The organism is Acinetobacter sp. YK3, assembly GCF_001729365.1.
Taxonomy (GTDB): domain Bacteria; phylum Pseudomonadota; class Gammaproteobacteria; order Pseudomonadales; family Moraxellaceae; genus Acinetobacter; species Acinetobacter vivianii.
Map to the genome: position 1 here is coordinate 14,875 of NZ_LZPJ01000086.1, position 18,947 is coordinate 33,821.

Annotated in this window: 16 protein-coding genes; 5 read left to right on the forward strand and 11 right to left on the reverse strand. The window is 41.2% G+C overall.

The genetic code is table 11. The features are described from left to right. Positions 1 to 33 precede the first annotated feature (33 nt). Positions 34 to 552, reverse strand: coding sequence for a hypothetical protein (locus tag A9Z07_RS08705; RefSeq protein WP_069577956.1), 519 nt, complete (start codon positions 550 to 552; stop codon positions 34 to 36). Between the two features lie 239 nt (positions 553 to 791). Between A9Z07_RS08705 and mrdA the strand changes: the two genes are divergently transcribed. Beyond that, positions 792 to 2,816 carry a penicillin-binding protein 2 gene (gene mrdA / locus A9Z07_RS08710; RefSeq protein ID WP_069577957.1) on the forward strand — a complete coding sequence of 675 codons (2,025 nt, stop codon included), beginning with the start codon at positions 792 to 794 and terminating at the stop codon, positions 2,814 to 2,816. After that, positions 2,816 to 3,364, forward strand: a complete 549-nt coding sequence (gene rsmD / locus A9Z07_RS08715) for a 16S rRNA (guanine(966)-N(2))-methyltransferase RsmD (protein WP_069577958.1) — start codon at positions 2,816 to 2,818, stop codon at positions 3,362 to 3,364. Before mrdA ends, rsmD begins: the two co-directional genes overlap by 1 nt. Here the strand turns inward: rsmD and A9Z07_RS08720 are convergent. Then, positions 3,361 to 3,765 (reverse strand): hypothetical protein, encoded by a 405-nt coding sequence (locus tag A9Z07_RS08720; protein WP_069577959.1) that lies wholly within the window; start codon positions 3,763 to 3,765, stop codon positions 3,361 to 3,363. The genes rsmD and A9Z07_RS08720 overlap by 4 nt on opposite strands. A 278-nt stretch (positions 3,766 to 4,043) precedes the next feature. Between A9Z07_RS08720 and A9Z07_RS08725 the strand changes: the two genes are divergently transcribed. Then, entirely contained in the window at positions 4,044 to 4,394 is a 351-nt protein-coding gene (locus tag A9Z07_RS08725; protein ID WP_004770224.1) for a hypothetical protein, read from the forward strand. A 38-nt stretch (positions 4,395 to 4,432) separates the two neighbouring features. Further along, positions 4,433 to 5,071, forward strand: coding sequence for a DUF2238 domain-containing protein (locus A9Z07_RS08730; RefSeq protein WP_069577960.1), 639 nt, complete (start codon positions 4,433 to 4,435; stop codon positions 5,069 to 5,071). 25 nt (positions 5,072 to 5,096) lie between these two features. Here A9Z07_RS08730 and blp2 read toward each other — a convergent pair whose 3' ends face one another. From blp2 to A9Z07_RS08760, 6 genes are all read right to left on the reverse strand, one after another. Then, complete coding sequence (blp2, locus tag A9Z07_RS08735; RefSeq protein ID WP_069577961.1) at positions 5,097 to 7,271, reverse strand: Ig-like repeat protein Blp2; 2,175 nt, start codon at positions 7,269 to 7,271, stop codon at positions 5,097 to 5,099. 238 nt (positions 7,272 to 7,509) lie between these two features. Then, positions 7,510 to 8,472, reverse strand: a complete 963-nt coding sequence (sohB, locus tag A9Z07_RS08740; protein ID WP_032810292.1) for a protease SohB — start codon at positions 8,470 to 8,472, stop codon at positions 7,510 to 7,512. Positions 8,473 to 8,617: 145 nt separating this feature from the next. Continuing rightward, on the reverse strand, positions 8,618 to 9,532 hold the full coding sequence (gene pstB / locus A9Z07_RS08745; protein ID WP_004770231.1) for a phosphate ABC transporter ATP-binding protein PstB: 915 nt from the start codon (positions 9,530 to 9,532) through the stop codon (positions 8,618 to 8,620). 14 nt (positions 9,533 to 9,546) lie between these two features. Beyond that, positions 9,547 to 10,935, reverse strand: a complete 1,389-nt coding sequence (gene pstA / locus A9Z07_RS08750; RefSeq protein ID WP_069577962.1) for a phosphate ABC transporter permease PstA — start codon at positions 10,933 to 10,935, stop codon at positions 9,547 to 9,549. Continuing rightward, a complete protein-coding gene (gene pstC / locus A9Z07_RS08755) occupies positions 10,932 to 12,311 on the reverse strand; it encodes a phosphate ABC transporter permease subunit PstC (protein WP_004770234.1) in 1,380 nt (459 codons plus the stop codon). Before pstC ends, pstA begins: the two co-directional genes overlap by 4 nt. A gap of 99 nt (positions 12,312 to 12,410) precedes the next feature. Next, positions 12,411 to 13,442, reverse strand: coding sequence for a substrate-binding domain-containing protein (locus A9Z07_RS08760; RefSeq protein WP_069577963.1), 1,032 nt, complete (start codon positions 13,440 to 13,442; stop codon positions 12,411 to 12,413). A gap of 343 nt (positions 13,443 to 13,785) precedes the next feature. Here A9Z07_RS08760 and A9Z07_RS08765 point away from each other — a divergent pair, with 343 nt between their 5' ends. Next, positions 13,786 to 14,235 (forward strand): SRPBCC family protein, encoded by a 450-nt coding sequence (locus tag A9Z07_RS08765; protein WP_069577964.1) that lies wholly within the window; start codon positions 13,786 to 13,788, stop codon positions 14,233 to 14,235. Positions 14,236 to 14,367: 132 nt separating this feature from the next. Here A9Z07_RS08765 and A9Z07_RS08770 read toward each other — a convergent pair whose 3' ends face one another. From A9Z07_RS08770 to A9Z07_RS08780, 3 genes are all read right to left on the reverse strand, one after another. Then, complete coding sequence (locus A9Z07_RS08770) at positions 14,368 to 15,429, reverse strand: DUF6670 family protein (RefSeq protein WP_227516939.1); 1,062 nt, start codon at positions 15,427 to 15,429, stop codon at positions 14,368 to 14,370. A gap of 230 nt (positions 15,430 to 15,659) precedes the next feature. Continuing rightward, positions 15,660 to 17,042, reverse strand: coding sequence for an amino acid permease (locus A9Z07_RS08775; RefSeq protein ID WP_069577966.1), 1,383 nt, complete (start codon positions 17,040 to 17,042; stop codon positions 15,660 to 15,662). Between the two features lie 137 nt (positions 17,043 to 17,179). Beyond that, on the reverse strand, positions 17,180 to 18,901 hold the full coding sequence (locus A9Z07_RS08780; RefSeq protein ID WP_069577967.1) for an alpha-keto acid decarboxylase family protein: 1,722 nt from the start codon (positions 18,899 to 18,901) through the stop codon (positions 17,180 to 17,182). Positions 18,902 to 18,947 lie beyond the last annotated feature (46 nt).

Here is an 18,947-nt window from a genome sequence, read left to right on the forward strand (position 1 = left end):
TGGCTTATAAAAGAATAAATCTGCATTTCCCTCTTATAAACCAAAACTTAAGGTGTAAGAAAACTGGAGCACAGGTTGTGCTTTTTTCACAGTGTTGCCATCCCCATCTTCTAATTTTTCACGCACTCCGGCGCCAACACTGAATGTACTAATTCGTTCATTGTTCAGCCAGACATATGCAAGATCCGCACCGACGCCTAAATTGGCTTTTTGTTTACCACCATAATTTTTACTGTCTAAATGGCCCGCATAGACCCCAACATAATAACCATTTTTATCTGTGCCCGTTAAATAGTACGGATAGCGAAAGCCGACCTGTCCACCAATTTCATTGTCGTCATTTAAAAATGCACCCGCTTTCGCATAGGCAATTCCATAAGGATTTATCCATTCTAAATTGCCATGTAATAATTTTTTAGTAAAACCCGCCCCGACATTCCATGTTGACACGTTTGCATCTTTCAATTTTGGTTCAGGCATAAATGGATTATCATCCGCATGTACTAAGCCTGTAAGTGTTAAAACCGATAATAAAAGGCAAATTTTTCTCATTATTTTCTCCATTTTCCCTATGTGTGTATTGGAAAATCCTATTTCGAATAGTTTGTGACTTTAACAGAATTATTTTGCTTCTAATATACAAGACCCTATAATTTTAATGTCTACAAAGTCAAAAGCTGTCGCATGAACAATTGCATGAATTGTTGAAAATTCTACAGTATGTTCATGCAACTTACGTTAAAATATTCCGTCTTTGTATTCTCTCACCCCTGCAATTAAGTCGGCACCCTATGAAACAGCACTTTCCTTTAAAAAACATGCAACAAGAAAAGCGCATTTATAAGGGTCGAATCTTCTTTGCAATCTTTCTGGTGGCCTTTTTTCTACTATTATTGATTTGTCGTTATGCATATTTACAGATTGTTCATTACGATGATTTTACAACGGCCTCAGATAAGAACCGAATTCGCTTACAACCGCTCGCGCCTGCCCGTGGTTACATCTATGATCGTAATGGGGTTTTGCTCGCGGATAACTATCCTGTTTTTACGGCAACCCTAAGTCGTGCCGATGTCAGCGATATTGATGATACGCTAACTCGCCTGATTCCAATTTTAAATCTCAGTCAGGAAGACGTTGACCGCTTTAAAAGTCGCGTAAAAACAGCACGAAAAACTGAGCGTCTGGCAATCAAATTAAACCTGACGGAAGCAGATATCGCGAAATTTAGCGAAGTGAAATATGCTTTTCCCGGGGTAAAAATTGAAACGCAGATGACTCGCTACTATCCACATGGCGAACTTTTTGCCCATGTTATTGGATATGTTGGACGTATTAATGATAAAGAACTCAAATCAATTGATAAGGACTTATACGCGGGCACCAACCTGATTGGTAAAATCGGGGTCGAAAAAAGCTATGAAGACTTATTACACGGCACACCGGGTTATGAATCTGTCGAAGCAGATGCCCATGGTAATGTGTTACGTAATCTAGGACGCCAAAACCCTGCACGCGGTAATGATCTGTACTTATCAATTGACTATGGTCTACAAACGATTGCTGCACAGCAATTAAAAGATCGCCGCGGTGCAATTGTGGCCATGGATCCACGCACCGGTGAAATTCTGGCACTGGTCTCTAGCCCAAGTTTCAATCCAAACCTATTTGTTACGGGGATTAGTTCAAAAGACTATAGCGGACTACGTGACAACCTTGACCAGCCACTCTACAACCGTGCGGTTCAAGGTGCTTATCCGCCTGGCTCAACCATTAAGCCAATGTTTGGTTTAGGCGGCATTCATTATGGTCTGGTCGATTGGGGCACCGCTATTTCAGATCCAGGTTACTTCTCTCTGCCTGGCGACAGCCATCGCTTCCGTGACCATAAGAAAAGCGGACATGGTTCAGTCAACATGCACAAGGCACAGATTGTTTCCTGTGATACCTATTTCTATGTTCTGTCCTACCGGATGGGCATTGAAAAAATGAATGACTGGATGCGTCAGTTTGGCTTTGGTGAAAAAACCGGTGTCGATTTACCAAGTGAAAGCTCTGGTCTCTATCCAAGCCCTGAATGGAAAATGCGTACCCGTAAGTCAAAATGGCTCAAAGGTGAAACCATTTCCGTTAGTATCGGGCAAGGTGCATTTACGGCAACACCATTACAACTTGCCATGGCAACTGCAATTACCGCCAATAAGGGTTCACATGTTACACCGCATGTATTAAGAGAAACCAAAGGTGCCAAAAAGTTTGCAGTACACAACGCACCTGATGGCAAAATCCAGTTTAACGGCACAGAACAAGACTGGACCAATATGCATGATGCAATGGTTGACGTGATCCAGTCAGGTACAGGTCGCGGTATCAAAGGTGGTTTGCAATACTCGATTGCGGGTAAAACGGGTACGGCGCAGGTGAAGAGTATCGCACAAGGGAAACGCTATAACGAAGCGGCCCTTTCATCTCGACAATGGGACCATGGTCTGTTTGTGGGCTTTGCACCTGCGGATAATCCAGAAATTGCGATTGCCGTCGTTTGGGAAAATGGTCGACACGGTGGTTCAGCCGCACAGATTGCCCGTCCAATCTTTGATTACTGGCTCGTGACCCGCAAGAAGAATCCACTTCGCCCAGCCAATCATCAGGTGAGTGGTGGCTTAATGACGGCGGGAATCAAGCCAGGTGAGTTATCGATGGCAAACGCGGCAACAGCACAAAATGCAGCACCCGCTTCAAGCCCAGTAGCCACCCCGCCAGCTGCGATACCTCCAGCAGCAACTCAACCCGCAGATGATGGAGTAACTGAATAATGAAAAATCAATTACGAATTATTGGCGGTGAATGGAAACGACGCACGCTACCATTTGCAAGTATTGAAGGCTTACGACCGACACCTGACCGTGTCCGTGAAACCTTATTTAACTGGTTAATGTGGGATATTCAAAATGCACAGGTTCTAGACTTATGCAGCGGTTCTGGTGCCTTGGGCTTTGAAGCCCTTTCACGTGGTGCTGCCAAAGTCACCATGATTGAGCCGAATCCAACGCAAGCACGTTTTTTAAAAGATAATATTCAACTGTTAAAAGCTGAAAATTGTCAGTTACTGGTCACAACGGCCCAGCAAGCTTTAAGCAAATTAAAAAACAGCTTTGATGTGGTCTTTCTTGACCCACCTTATAGTCTTGATTTATGGCAAGAACTGGCTGAACTGGCTGATCCAATGATTCATCCGAATGCCTATATCTATGTCGAGGCAGATCGTGACTTAGCTCAACTGAAACTTCCTGACAGCTGGCAAAAAATCAAAGAAACCAAAGCGGGTATGGTTAGAGCAGGATTATATCAAAAAGTGGTTTAGAAAATACTCAGCCAGAAAAACCGTATCATTTGTCCACGATCAAAGGGAAAACTGGACAAATATTCATAACCAATTCGATTACGAAAATTGAGCTGATAAGCAATGCCATATCCCACTGAAATCGAGAAATCGTCTAATGATAGGCTGGTGGTATCACCCGTTAGCATTTTATGGTTAAACTGATTGGTCTGGTAAGCTGTGTGGTTATAGACACGCCAACGTTCGTTCTGAAAAAACAGATTATGCAAAACTGAATAATCTGTTTTCATTTGCGGATAGGCGGCGTCAAACATTTCCTCACGATCATCATGGATCGGCTCAAAAAAATCATAATCTTCTGCATTCGACCAGCTAGATAGACCAGCCAGCAGACAGAATAAAAAAATATGCTTAACGCGCATCATCACTTGTATTACTGATAACCCCTCTTTAGCATACCGCTAAAAGTTATTTTTTATCAAGCAATTAAAACTTATTCTACATTTAAACTGTTCAACTTTATCTCACATCAACCATTATGCCTCCCTCTACCTTAACGCAGCCCTTGTTTGCTATAGCGAAATCATGCAAAAGATGTATAAAATTTTTTAATTTTTATTCTGTTAGACATAAATATTTAATTTATAAAACTAAACTTCTATACAATAATAGCCGTCTTTAAAATCTCACTTTATCTATCATGAAACTTTTGTACGTATTCCTCGCCACCTTAAGCTTAACCGGTTGTATCTTTGGAAAATCAAGCGAGGTAAAACGTGCCGAGAAAGTCTTACAAAATTTTGAATGTAATAATATTGAATCTAGCGAGTTAGCGACTTCTTCTATTTCAACTTTTTATCAACAATCTTTGGCTGCCAATAAAGAAAAGGCCGCCTCTTATATTGAACAATATAAAAATGGTGAAGATCTCTTTGACATTCCCCTCGATGAAGTTGTACAACAAAAATATCAATTATATATACAAGCGTGTCAGGCACTTGGCGGGATATCTACAACAAAAGAGCCTATTGCTGTAGCTTCTACAGAGTAAGGGAAATACGCTTTGCCTGATCGCGTTTAGGACGTGACATGATAGAAAAACAACTGACATTAAAACATTATCTTGCGCTTGCGCTCATCGTACTTGTGGTTGCTATTGCAAGTATCCATCCACTTGAGTTTGAGTCGTACCTGTTACATCAGGCAGGTACGGTTTTTATGTTGATTGCCTTGCTGATTGCATTCAAGAAAATCGGCCTGAATTATTTGAGTTTCTGCTTATATTTAGCGTTTCTGTTTATCCATATTATTGGCGCTCACTACCTCTATTCCTATGTACCCTATAATCAATGGATCCTCTATTTTTTCAACTTTGACTTAAATCAAAGCATGGGCTGGTCACGGAATATGTATGATCGGCTGGTTCATTTTGCTTATGGATTGCTGCTCTATCCTTTTATCTATCGTTGCTTTCAAGTCTGGCTACCCAACACCAAACCTTTCTCCCTCTTCCTGCTTGTCATCCAGTTTGTCATGGCGTCCAGCGTATTTTATGAGCTACTGGAATGGGGTCTCTCTATCGGTTTATCGCCTGAAGATGCAGAAAACTACAATGGTCAGCAAGGTGATATGTGGGATGCGCATAAAGATATGTTTCTAGCAACAATTGGCGCGATCCTGACGGGAATTATTCAACTGGTAAAACAAAAGACGCTTATTGAAAAATAAGCGTCTTATTTCATCTGTACATTGATTAGATAATTGAATGCTGTAATACATCCAACTGGTCTAAAGGATCTGTCCTGACGGTTTGGGCAAAATCAAAACTTTCGACATTATGACTGCTTGAGCCTGTTGCAGTGGTCGATGGTGTTTGAGTTGAAATAATTTGATTTAAGACATCATCTACCTGACTGCTTGATTGCTCAGGAACAGACAACAATTCATGTAGGTTTAACTTTTCTGCTGAAGATGAAGGAGATGCAGCCACCTGTTTGGCTTGAAAAGCATCCAGATTGATGGAGTCAACCAATGAAGCTTGTGCCACAGCAGATTCTGGAGCTTCGCTTTGTAGTGATGCCGTCGTGGTTGGGGCAACAACATTAAAGCTGAATCCATCACTCATTTCACTGATATTACCCGCAGCATCAGTCTGGGTTAATGTGATCTTATGTGCACCTAATCCCAGCTCTTGGGTGAAGTTAAAACTCCATTTCCCATTGTCCCCGACTGTTACAGTACCCACGGGTTGACCATTATCATAAATCGTCAGCACCGCCTTTGCTTCACCGATGCCCGATAGTGTCGGCTTGGTATCATCGGTATTTGCACCCGCAGCAACTGCGCCTTTTACAGGCCCCACATCATCAGTGACAGTTTGCAAGACAGGCTTATTGGGTGCAATGGTATCTTTGGCTCCCAGCACATCGGTGGCATCCGAACGATTGCCAGCCGCATCAATGATGTACACTTTACCTATATTTTTATCAGTTAAAGCTGGAGATATGGTGATGGTAAATTTCCCATCAGCTCCAACCGTACCTGTCCCAATCGTTTTACCATCCGGGCCCTTGATTTCAACTTTACTATTTGCTTCAGCGATACCTGTAACGGTATCACCCGCTGCGTTAATCTGGGCTGCGGCTTTATCTGGCGCTATGGTGTCTTTACCTGTGGTAATTTCAAGAGGTTTTGAGACGTTGCCAGCTGCATCTTCCAGTACGACAGAACCCTTTTTATCGGCAGCTAAAGCAGGTGACAGGCTAATCTCAAACTTGCCTTGTGCATCTGTAGTACCACTCCCAATCACCTTACCATCAGCATCTTTGATCACAACTTTGCTATTGGCTTCTGCCCGACCTACGATTGAAGTCCCTTCTTTATTCACTTCAACTGTCGGTTGATCAGGTGCAACAGTATCCTTGCCAGCAAAAACTTTTGAAGGTGTCGATTTATTTCCTGCCGCATCCTCTGCAACAACAGTTCCGCCCTTCTCGCTGGTCAATGGAGGTGAAACTTTAATCGAATATAAACCCTGTTTATTTGCGGTGACGGTACCAAGCAACTTGCCATCTGCATCATAAATAGAGACTTTGGCATTGGCCTCAGTCTTACCCGTTACGATAGTTCCATCGGCATTGAGCTGGGCGGTAGGCGCATCTGGTGCCGTGACATCTTTATTACCGATAACATCGCTTTTTGACGTATTTCCAGCACTATCTGTTGCTGTTACGGTAACATTTTCACCAGCGGGTAAAGGAGTAGGTAATTTAAAAGTGTAGTTACCCTGAGCATCCGCTTGTCCAGTTGCAATTATTTGTCCATTTTTATCTATAATTTTAATTGCAGCATTTGCTTCCGTTTTTACAGTTATCGTTTGCGAGTCCTTTGTATCTATTACAGCCTTAATTGCTGGAGGAGTTCGGTCAATCTCTTGAGGCTCGCTTTTTTTCTTATCGTCATCATCATCTTTGACAGCCAGTAAATATAACCCTTCTGCTGCTAAAGCGACCAATCCTGCTTTGAGCAATTGCGATTTGGTAATGCCTAAGTCTTCTGCACCATCTGACGTTGCGATCGTCTGTGAAGGTGGTTGTGTATAAGCAAATTGAGTCAGTTGTGTTGTCGGCACATAACGGACGAACTGGCCCGAATCATCAAATTGAGCAATGCTATAGCTTCCGTCTTCTTCTGGAAAAGCCAAAGTATGTTCAGTGACATTTGCATCAGTATAAAAATCACTAATAATGATTTTTTCACCGTTTTTTAGTGTAATGACAAGATCATTACCTTGTTTCATAATAGATTTGATATCGTCCTGATTTACACCAATCTGGACAATCGAAGGCTGATCTAGAATGATCGCTTTTATTTGTCCATCTTGTAAAATATTCGAATTTTTCTTCGAAGAAACGACAACTCTTGTCATTTTTATGCTCACTTATCAATTATATTTTTATCTATTTGTCGATTAATGAATAGTTAAGTAATTCATCTGCATTTAAAATATCAAAACATTCTCTGAACAACAATCTATTCAATCGCTTTTGTTCTGTTTAATTTAAATTGACCATACGTTCAAAAAACAGACTATAAAAAATAACCTATATTTTTAATTCATATAAAAAACCAGCCTCATCAGACTGGTTTTCTTTAAAACGCTTCAATTAGAATTTTGGATCACGCATTTGGACAAGCGTGCTGTTTGCTTTCGCAAGACTATCTGTAATTTTACTCATCACAGCTGGAACCAAACTCTCAGCCATTTGCGCAGCTTGTAAACCGAGCTTTTCGCCAAAGGTTGGGCGTTTACGCGTGTTAATCACATAGATATCATGTTTTGGCAGTAGGCTCAGCAAGTATTCGTCTGACGTCTGTAAGGTATCAACCAGATTCAACTCGCGCGCATCTTCGCCATACCAGTGCTCACCTGTTGCGACTTTTGCAACATCCAGTTGTGGACGATATTTCTCTACAAAGTGCTTAAATAAAGCATGCGTTTGCTGTAACTCTTCTTCGAACTTCGCCTTACCTTCTGGCGTGTTTTCACCAAACATGGTGACTGTACGTTTGTATTCACCTGCGGTGTACAGTTCAAAATCAACATTGTGTTGTTTTAACAAACGATTAAAATTAGGAACTTGAGCAACCACGCCGATTGAACCCACCACAGCGAATGGTGCTGAAATGATTTCATTAGCAATACACGCCATCATATAACCGCCACTCGCTGCAACTTTATCTACGCAGATCGTGACATGAAAACCCGCATCGCGTAAACGCACCAGTTGGGCTGCTGCCAGACCATACCCATGCACCATACCACCCGGACTTTCCAGACGAACAACAACGCGGTCATGTCCAGCTTTTGCAGTTGCCAAGATCAAGGTGATTTCTTCACGAATCGTATCAACGGCAGAGGCTTGTACGTCTCCTTTAAAATCGAGTACGTAAATTTTTTGATCATTCTTACGACGAACTTTTGCTTCTTTGGCAAGTTGTTGCACCAGTTGCAGTAATTCCAAACGAGAAGCTGTTGTTTGCGCAATTTTTTTTCTTTGTTCATTCACACGCGCATTTAAATGACTAATACGAATTTCAGCGGGAAATTTAGGTAAATGGAATAACATACAGTAATGCTCTATAAATTCGGCTTTATCCATCTAAGATGTGGCCTGCTGAATAAAAATTCAATAGTGAATTTGAAAAATAGATTTATTTTCATTTATATAATAAAAAAAGAGCCCGTAGGCTCTTTGATTGATCTGGGTTTTATTAACCAAAACGACCTGTAATGTACGCTTCAGTCAATTGATGGTCAGGTTGAGTAAAGACTTTCTCAGTCGAGTTTACTTCAATCAGATCACCCAAATGGAAGTAAGCCGTACGGTCAGAAACACGTGCCGCCTGTTGCATCGAGTGAGTCACGATTGCAATGGTATATTGCTCTGAAAGTTCTGAGATCAGTTCTTCAATCTTTGCTGTCGCAATTGGATCAAGTGCTGAACATGGTTCATCCATCAAAATCACTTCTGGGCTTACTGCAATGGTACGGGCAATACATAGACGTTGCTGTTGACCACCCGACAAACCAGTACCCGGCTGACTTAAACGATCTTTGACTTCTTCCCATAAGCCCGCTTTACGCAAGCTGTTTTCTACAATTTCTTCCAAGTCATATTTGTCACGTGCCAAACCATGCAATTTAGGGCCATACGCAACGTTATCAAAAATGGATTTCGGGAATGGGTTTGGCTTCTGGAATACCATACCCACTTGTGCACGAAGTAAAACGACATCAAGATTTGGATCATAGATATCTTGATTATCGAGTGTCACCTTACCCGTTACACGACAGCTATCAATCGTGTCATTCATACGGTTTAGGGTACGTAAGAAAGTCGATTTACCACAACCTGATGGCCCAATGAATGCAATCACTTCATTTTGGTATACATCCAGATCAATCCCTTTGATTGCCTCAGTTTCACCATAATACACATGAACATCTTTGGTACTGATTTTCACTTCACTTGTCTGAGGTTTCTTAGTTGAAGCCGCCGTTTCGAACTGAGAGACAAATGCAGTATTTGATTGCTTAACTTGCGCTTCAGATGACGTAAATTCTGTTTGCTGTGGATTCACTGATTTATCCTTTTCTACGGCGTTCATAATATCAATCGTATTCATTGTACTCTCCTCAATTACCAACGCACTTCAAATTTCTTACGGAGCCAGATAGCTAGGCCATTTAAACTGATCATGAGTGCAAGTAACACAATAATCGCTGCTGCTGTACGTCCTTCAAAGAAGTTACGTAATTCATTACCTTGCCATAAATAAATTTGTACAGGTAATGCAGTCGCCTGATCTAATGGCGTTGTCGGAACACTTGCAACAAAGGCACTCATACCAATTAATAATAATGGAGCCGTTTCACCTAATGCTTGCGCCACCCCAATAATTGCACCAGTTAAAATCCCTGGTAATGCTAAAGGCAGAACATGATGGAAAATAGTTTGAACCTTTGAAGCCCCGAGACCCAAAGCGGCCTGACGAATCGAAGGAGGTACTGCTTTTAACGATGCACGCGTGGTAATGATCACAGTTGGCAGAGTCATTAAGCTCAGTACCAGACCACCCACTAGCGGTGCAGATAATGGTAAATGCATCCAGCTAATAAAGATCGCTGCACCCAACAAACCAAACACGATTGAAGGAACAGCAGCCAAATTGTTAATGTTAACTTCAATAATATCGGTCATCATGTTCTTTGGCGCAAACTCTTCAAGATAGATTGCACTTGCAACACCAATCGGAATAGAGATCACAATCACGATCAGCATCATGAACAGTGAGCCCATAAATGCACCCGCCAAACCACTGGTTGCAGGAGAACTACGAGAGTCTGGGCTAAAGAACAAATTGGTATTAAAGCTATTTGTTATGATGCCTTGTGCCTTCAATTTGTCTGCAAGCTGACGAACCTCTGGACTTAACTGTTGTTGATCATCAGGTAAAGAACGGTCAATATTTTCTGCTAACCAGACGTCAACATTCGCATCTGCCAAAAATTTAATTTCTTTTTTGGTGCCAATTAACGATGGATCTTTAAGCACCATATCACGAAGACGATAGGTTTCAGAGCTGGTATACAAACTACTTAATTCGTCACGTTGAGATTCTAAAGCCTTATCTTTAGCAACCACGCCATTCACGATCAGGGCATCCCAATCCACCATGCCCATCTCGGTTTGCCAAGCCACCATACGCTCTTCAAAATGTGCAGGTGTTTCCCCTGCTGTTATTTTTGGTTTTGCACCCGCATTGATAATTGCTGGATCGAAATATACAGGTACAGTTAGACTATTTTGCCAAAATGCTGGTAAGCCCTTACTTAAAATACTACCGAAAAGTAAAGCGACAAAAGCAAGACCAATCACAACCGCAGCAAAACCAGAAAAACGGAATGCCTTTTCCTGACGATGACGCTTAGCCAAAGAGCTCTGGATTTTTCTTTTGCGCTGTTCACGTTGTTCAGCAGCTACTTTTGGATCTAACGCATCCATAGAACTTGTATTTGATGAACTCATTCGTATTGCTCACGATATTTACGCACGATATACAGTGCAATAATGTTTAGACCCAAAGTAATGACAAACAACGTTAAACCTAGAGCAAATGCCACTAGAGCTTGCGGGCTGGCAAAGTCAGTATCGCCAGTTAATTGGTTCACAATCGTTACGGTAACTGTCGAAACGGCTTCTAATGGATTCACATGCAGTAATGGACTATTCCCTGCTGCTAATACCACAATCATGGTCTCACCAATCGCACGAGAAGCGGCCAACAGGAATGCCCCAACAATTCCGGGTAAAGCCGCAGGTAAAACCACTTGGCGAATAGTTTCAGACTTGGTTGCCCCTAAGCCCAAAGAACCATCACGTAATGCACGTGGAACCTGTGTAATGATATCATCTGAAAGTGAAGAAACGAATGGGATAATCATGATACCCATCACAAAGCCTGCGGTCAGTGCACTGGTCGCATTGATATGTAAGCCGACTTGTTCACCTAACATTTTGAAGAACGGACCAATGATCATTAAGGCAAATACACCGTAAACAATCGTTGGAATACCCGCTAATACTTCAATCGCTGGTTTTGCCCAAGCACGTAAACTAGGAGACGCATACTCTGCCAAATAGATCGCGATCATCAATCCGACTGGTACAGCAACAAGTAGTGCGATACCACTCACCATTAAGGTACCCCAGATTAAGGGTAAAATGCCGTAGCTTCCTTCTGCGTTACCAGATGTACTAAAGCCTGGGCTCCATTCCGTACCAAAGAAGAAATCAAAAGGACTGACGAAACGGAAAAAGTGCAATGCTTCATTCAGCATGGAGAGCACGATACCAATCGTGGTCAGGATCGCGACGCCAGAACACAAAATCAAACCGACATTAACTGCCTTTTCAACTTGGTTACGTGCGCGGAATTGTTGACTAACATGACGTTTTGCCCAAACCAGTCCCGCCAATCCAGCACTAATCACAACGGCCAATTTGGCAAAAGAACCAATGGTCTGGAATTTTGAAAGCTCTTGTGCTGCTGCTAACTCATAAGCTGCTGGCTGATCAGTTACCCCAAAACCAGAAGCCAGTGCTTGCACACGACTGGTTAATACATCACGCCCAGCCGCATCTAAAGTTGAACTTACAGAAGCAGGGATATTATTAAAAATAATATGTTGTAAAACACTTGGTTCAACCAAGTTCCAAATAATCAAAATTAAAAAAGCAGGAACACCACACCACAGCGCAACCAATGCCCCATAATATCCTGGACGAGAATGTAGTGCTGCTGAGTTATTTCCCTTACCTGCTAGGTTACGGCTTTTGCTCAGCCCGATTTGATATGCAATTGCCACAAGGGCTAATAACACACCGATAAGTAGCAGATTCATGTAATCTCCACTGTTTTCCCAATTTTCATGATTTGAAAAAACTTAGCTAGACAAAAAGGCTGATGAACCTAAGTCTCACCAGCCTCCCTTTTAACAATATTATTTAACTGATTTACCTGCTTTGAAATCAGCTAGGATTTTTGCACGCTCTTTATCACTTAAAGGAATCAAACCAGCTTTTTCTAATTTAGAACCTTTACCAGAAATTTTCTTGTTCAAGAAGAATTCTGCAAATTGTGGCAAGCCTTTGATTGATTTCAAGTGTTCGCCTTTCACGTAGAAGAATAATGGACGAGAAACAAGGTAGCTACCATCCAATACTGTTTTTTCTGAAGGTGTTACGCCATTTACTGTTGCTACGCGTAATTTATCGCGGTTTGAGTCATAGAACCCTAAACCAAATACACCCACAGCGTTTGGAGAAGTTTTCAAGCGAGCCAATGTTTCAGTATAGTCGCCAGCGATCTCGATCACACGGCCATCTTTACGGAAAGTTGAACATGCTTTCTTCTGGTCATCTTTACTTAAGTTTTTGTAGTAATCAAATGCTTCACAACCCGCATCAACCATTTTCTCTTGGAAAACTTCGCGTGTACCGTGGTTAGAAGCAGGGATCACTAAAGTGATCGCTTCATTTGGTAATGATTTATCAATTTGATTCCAGTTTGTATAAGGGTTTGCAACCAATTTACCATTTGAAGGTAATTGTGCAGATAATGCCATGAAGACATGAACTGGTTTTAATTTATACGCTGCTTTTTTAACATTTGAAGCGAATACAATACCGTCGTAACCCACTTTGATTTCTTGTACTTGGTTTACGCCAGATTTTTTACATGTATCCAATTCTGAATCTTTAATTTGACGTGAAGCATTTGCGATATCAATCGTGTTATCGCCAACACCTTGACAGAATTGTTTCAAACCACCACCAGTACCGCCTGAACCGACAACAGGTGCTTTAAATTGAGGGAAAGTGTTGCCAAACTCTTCAGCAACAATACTTGCAAACGGTAATACAGTAGATGAACCAGCAATTTGAATCGTATCACGAGCTGCATTTGCAGTCGTTGCTACAGTTGCCCCAGATACAGCTAATGCAATTGCGATGTGACGTGGATTTAAGCGCATTCTGTTTTCTCTCATTAATGCAATTTGATTTACAACTCTTTTCAAGTTAAGTGTTGTACTTTGGTTAACTGCATTTTGAGCAGATAATATGACAATTAAGTGACAACTTTATGACGCTTTTGTGATGGTCATTTTCCACCATCTATTTTTAGCATGTGATCCGTCATAAAATCGTATTCCAGCTTTCACATTTGTCATAAACAATGAGAAATAAAAACACAACCACTTAATTTAATTAAATTTTTATAAAATAAAAAAATCTCAATTAACAAAAAGCATCTTGGGTTAAAAGGTTAGTTTATATATGTTTTATGACTATTCTCTATAAAAAAGGACAGATACAATGCCAAATCCTGTCACAATTGAAACACAAATGATGATTCGCAAACCAATTTCTAAGGTATTCGAAGCATTCATTGATCCTGAAATTACCTCAAAATTCTGGTTCAGCTCATCCACAGGCAAACTAGAACAAGGTCATACAGTGACTTGGACATGGGAGAAGTACCAAGTTTCTACAAAAGTCATGGTGACAAAAATAATTGCAAATGAATTGATCCAGATCCAATGGGGTGAACCCAGCAGTACCGTGGACTATAACTTTGAAAAAATAAATGAAACACAAACCTATCTCAGAATCCAGAACTACAATATTGCCTTACAAGGCGATGAACTCATTGCTTTTATTATTGATAGTACTGGCGGTTTTACAACAGTATTGGATAGTTTAAAAGCTTATCTAGAACATGATCTTCAACTTAACCTTGTGCATGATAAGTTCCCGCCTTTTTGATGCTCTCTCATTATGGCTGAAAATAGGTCATGCATCCGCATGCACTATTTTCATAATGCAATGCTTAAACATATTGATTGATCAGACCAACAAAGATTGTGTAGGTACGATTCGCTTTTTATCCACTAGTGATTAGGCCTGCTTTTCGATTCGACGATCCACATATTCCATATAGCCACGCCCTTCAATTACGCGTTCTTTATAGACGCCTTCATAAAAATATCCACCCACATAACCATCGCCAATCCCATAAAGCATAGGTGTATCGACTTCACCTTTTAAACGAATCTCAATCTGCCCTTCCATATTTTTTACAATCCATTGAAACTGATAAGGCAATTTGATAATACGTCCATCTTCAGCCACAGCTAAACGGGACTGATAACTCAATACTTCAAATTCGGCTATTAGTCTTAAATGGTCGCTCTCAAGATTTCTGAGAAAAGCCTTATTCACCACTTTTTGTCCATTAAAATGGGTTTCATTGAGTAAAAGCTGCGTGTGTTTATCTAAAGAAATAATATGATAGGTACTAAAATCCAGTGGAATCTTTTGATTTGAAAGATGAGAGGAGGAATTGAATGCCGTACAAAAGGAATATTCAAATGCGCATAAGCCTGAAATTTTTTGCATGTCACCCTGATAATGACAATAGCCTTCATAATGAGACAGTAAACTAAAGTGATCAAACATCGGCGTTTGAACAAACCATGAAACTTGATCTGCATTCTTTAACCGAATATCAAGCTTAAACTCAGACTGTCGTACCACGACATGATAATCTGGATACGCTCCTTCTATGGTGATGTCTTTGCCCACTTTAAAAAATGGATTACTGGCAGAAGACTGACTATTTTGTGGAGTCGAATAACTTTGGAAATGTCGGGCCATTTTTGCAGCCGTGCCGGCCACGATCATGGCATTGTCACCCAAATCGGTTTTTAAGAATGGATCTGATTCAACTGCTTCATTCCCCGATGAACTTATAATCGAAAGAAAAGTGAAAAAATGATGCGGTGCGGGTAAATCCGGGATAATAATTCCGTAACGGCTCCAGCCGCGCTGTTGAGCCCGATGTTTAGAGTCCAAAGCATATTCTTGAAATAAAGACTGTTTAGATGAGATAGCAGGTGTGTCCAGCACTTTATGTAAAGGCTTTATAAAACTCATTAATGCAGGCCATTGATTAAACATCTTATTGTTCTCTTTTTTAAGGTGATTTCCAATACACTTGAAATCATCTTTATTCATTTTTTATACCTGCTTATAAAATACCTAGATTTGTTGGCAAACTTTTATTGAGAAAAATCTAATTTTTAGACAAAACATGACATTTTAAATGGCGCTCTCACAGCCTGTTCCACTACGAATAAAAAAGGAGCTCAAATTTGAACTCCTTTTTCAACTGTCAGACCAGTTCAGATTCAAACATTCGGCTGAGCTTCTGTCGACATTACTTCTTTTTTCTTATATTTGAACACATACACCACCGCCAAAATAGCAAGCCAGATTGGAACAAGCACTACTGCTGGTCGCATATCAGGGGTTAAGCTCATAATCAGTAAAATACAGAAGATAAAACCGATGGTGAGATAATTACTCCAAGGACTAAAAATGCTTTTAAACTTGGTTATATGTTGCTGCTGTTGCATGGCTTTTCTAAATTTAAGATGCGTCCATGAAATCATTAACCAGTTCACCACCAAAGCTGCAACTACCAGCATCATTAAAAACTGGAACGCTTTGCCCGGCATCAAGTAATTCACCACCACACAAAGTGCTGTCACGGAAGCAGAAACAATAGCTGCTGCCATTGGAATCCCACGACGATTAACCTTTTGCAGGATTTTAGGTGCATTCCCCTGCATTGCCAGACCATGCAACATACGGCTATTACAATAAATACAGCTGTTATAAACTGAAATTGCCGCAATCAGCACCACAAAGTTCAAAACATTTGCAACACCATGACTATCCAAGGACTGGAAAATGAGCACAAAAGGACTACCACCTTCCGCCAACTGATTCCACGGAAATAAACACAGCAATACGCCAATCGCACCGATATAGAAAATCAGGATACGATAAACAATCTGGTTCACCGCTTTAGGAATGGTTTTATCTGGATTTTTGGTCTCAGCCGCAGTAATACCAATCAACTCAAGACCACCAAAAGCAAACATGATCACTGCCATCGACATGATGAAACCATGCATTCCGTTTGGAAAAAATCCACCGAATTGCCATAAGTTTGCAACACTCGCTTGCGGACCTGCACTGCCAGAGATCAATAAATAAAGTCCAAAACCAATCATGCTCAGGATGGCGAAAATCTTGATACAGGAGAATAAGAACTCGGATTCTCCAAAGAAGCGGACATTGACCAGATTGATCCCGTTAATCAGGAGGAAAAAGAATAAAGCCGTGATCCATGTGGGTAGCTCGGGCCACCAAAACTGCACAAAGGTACCAATCGCACTCAGTTCGGCCATACTGACCAGCACATAAAGCACCCAATAATTCCAGCCAGACATAAAGCCAGCCATTGGGCCCCAGTATTTATTGGCAAAATAACTAAAGGAACCACTCACGGGTTCCTCGACCACCATTTCACCTAAATGGCGCATAATTAAAAAAGCAATGACACCTGCCAATGCATATCCAAGTAGAACCGAAGGTCCCGCCAATTTAATGGTTTGCGAGATGCCTAAAAACAATCCTGTGCCTACCGCACCGCCTAATGCAATCAGCTGAATATGCCGATTGGATAGACCTTGTTTTAACTCATGTTTATTGTCTACATCCATCACTTAACTCCAATGTGTGTGTCACATCCTGTACACCTTTATGCAGCGTTAGATCCGAAGCCAATCATTTAGCTTCGAATCTCATTCGCTTTCTTATCAATTTATAAATTTGAAGACTTTCCTGTCTTCTAAATGAACTAGAATGAAATCACTTTTTGATAGGGGATCTTTTGAGAACGCTGCTTGAGAATTTCATAGCCACGATCCCCATAGTCAAAGCGTGCAATCACCGAAGCAAACTTCTTCAGGCTCAATGGCGCATCCATTGCAGGAAGCTTTAATTCGATAAAAGTCAGACCATCAAACTGATGCATCGTGTCCAAGGTCTGCTTAAGTTGGCCAACTGTCTCAACCACACAGCTCTTATATTGATGTTTGCCATTAAAGACAGCTGGAATTTCGGTATAGCGCCAGTTTTGAATATCGTTATAAGCTGCATTTTCCCCCATGATCAAACGTTCGATGGTATAACCACCATTATTCAATAAGAAGATAATGGGTTTAAGCCCATGACGGATAATGGTTGAAAGCTCCTGTACGGTTAATTGGAACGAACCATCACCAATAAACAGAATCTGACGACGTTCTGGTGCAGCCAATAAACTGCCGAGCAAAGCTGGTAAGGTATAACCGATCGAACCCCAAAGTGGCTGGGCAATATATTTAGCCGTTGCAGGTAGCTTTAAGCCTGCCAAAGCTGAGTTCGAAGTACCGACCTCTCCAATAATGACATCATCTTCTTTAAGAAAATCAGCGACCGCATTCCAGAGAATATCTTGACTGAGCTTTTGCTGTTCTGGAACATCGATGACTTGGGGTTGTTGTTTTTCTAGGATGGGTTTGATGAGTTTACGTGGCGCAACTTTCTTATTCAGTTCAACCAAAAGCTGTCCAATCTCAATACCCGGATAATCCTGACCGAAAATCGTCAAGGCATAGGGTTTGATTTCAATATAATTTTCGGTGGCGATCTGATGGGTAAAAACGCCCGTCCCCACATCAGAAAAACGTACCCCAACACCAATCAGGCAGTCGGATTGCTCAATGGTACTACGAACATTCGGCTGACTTGCGCCACCAACATACGTCCCCACATAACGTGGTGAACTTTCGTCCATAATATTTTTCGCGGTGAGCATGCTGGCAAAAGGAATCGAACATTTCTGCGATAAATCATTCAGCAATGAGGTCACCCCAAATACTGACGCTTCATTATCAATTAACAATGCTGGATTTTTAGCAGAACCAATCACTTCACATAGCTTCGCCACAGCACTTTGTAGCAGCTCTGGCTCGACCGCAGGATAAGACAAATCCAACGGGCGATCTGTCACTTCAATTTTGACATGGGTAATATCTGAAGGCAGCTGGATATGAACTGGACGACGATCAAGAAAACACTGACGTAACACACGATCAATTTCAAATGCAGCATTGGCAGGCGTTAAACGCGTCTGTGCCACAGTAAACTCTTTCATACAGTTCATGATATTGTCGTAATTACCATCCACCAGAGTGTGATGCACCAAAGTGCCCTTCTGAACCACATGCAACGGTGGAATACCTGAGATATGCACCACAGGTACATTTTCGGCATAAGCCCCTGCAATACCATTAATCGCACTTAAATCACCGACACCATAAGTAGTGGTCAAGGCTGCAAAACCGTTGATCCGTGCATAACCGTCTGCTGCATAGGCAGCGTTTAATTCATTACAATTGCCAATAAATTCGAGTTGTGAGTCCGCTTCAACTTGTTCGAGATAGGAAAGGTTAAAATCACCAGGTACGCCAAAGAGGTGCAGGATACCCATTTGCTTAAGACGAAGATTTAAAAAATCACCAATTTCTATGAACATCACTCTATATCCTTTGAGGCCATTTTTATTCCATAGAAAAATAATA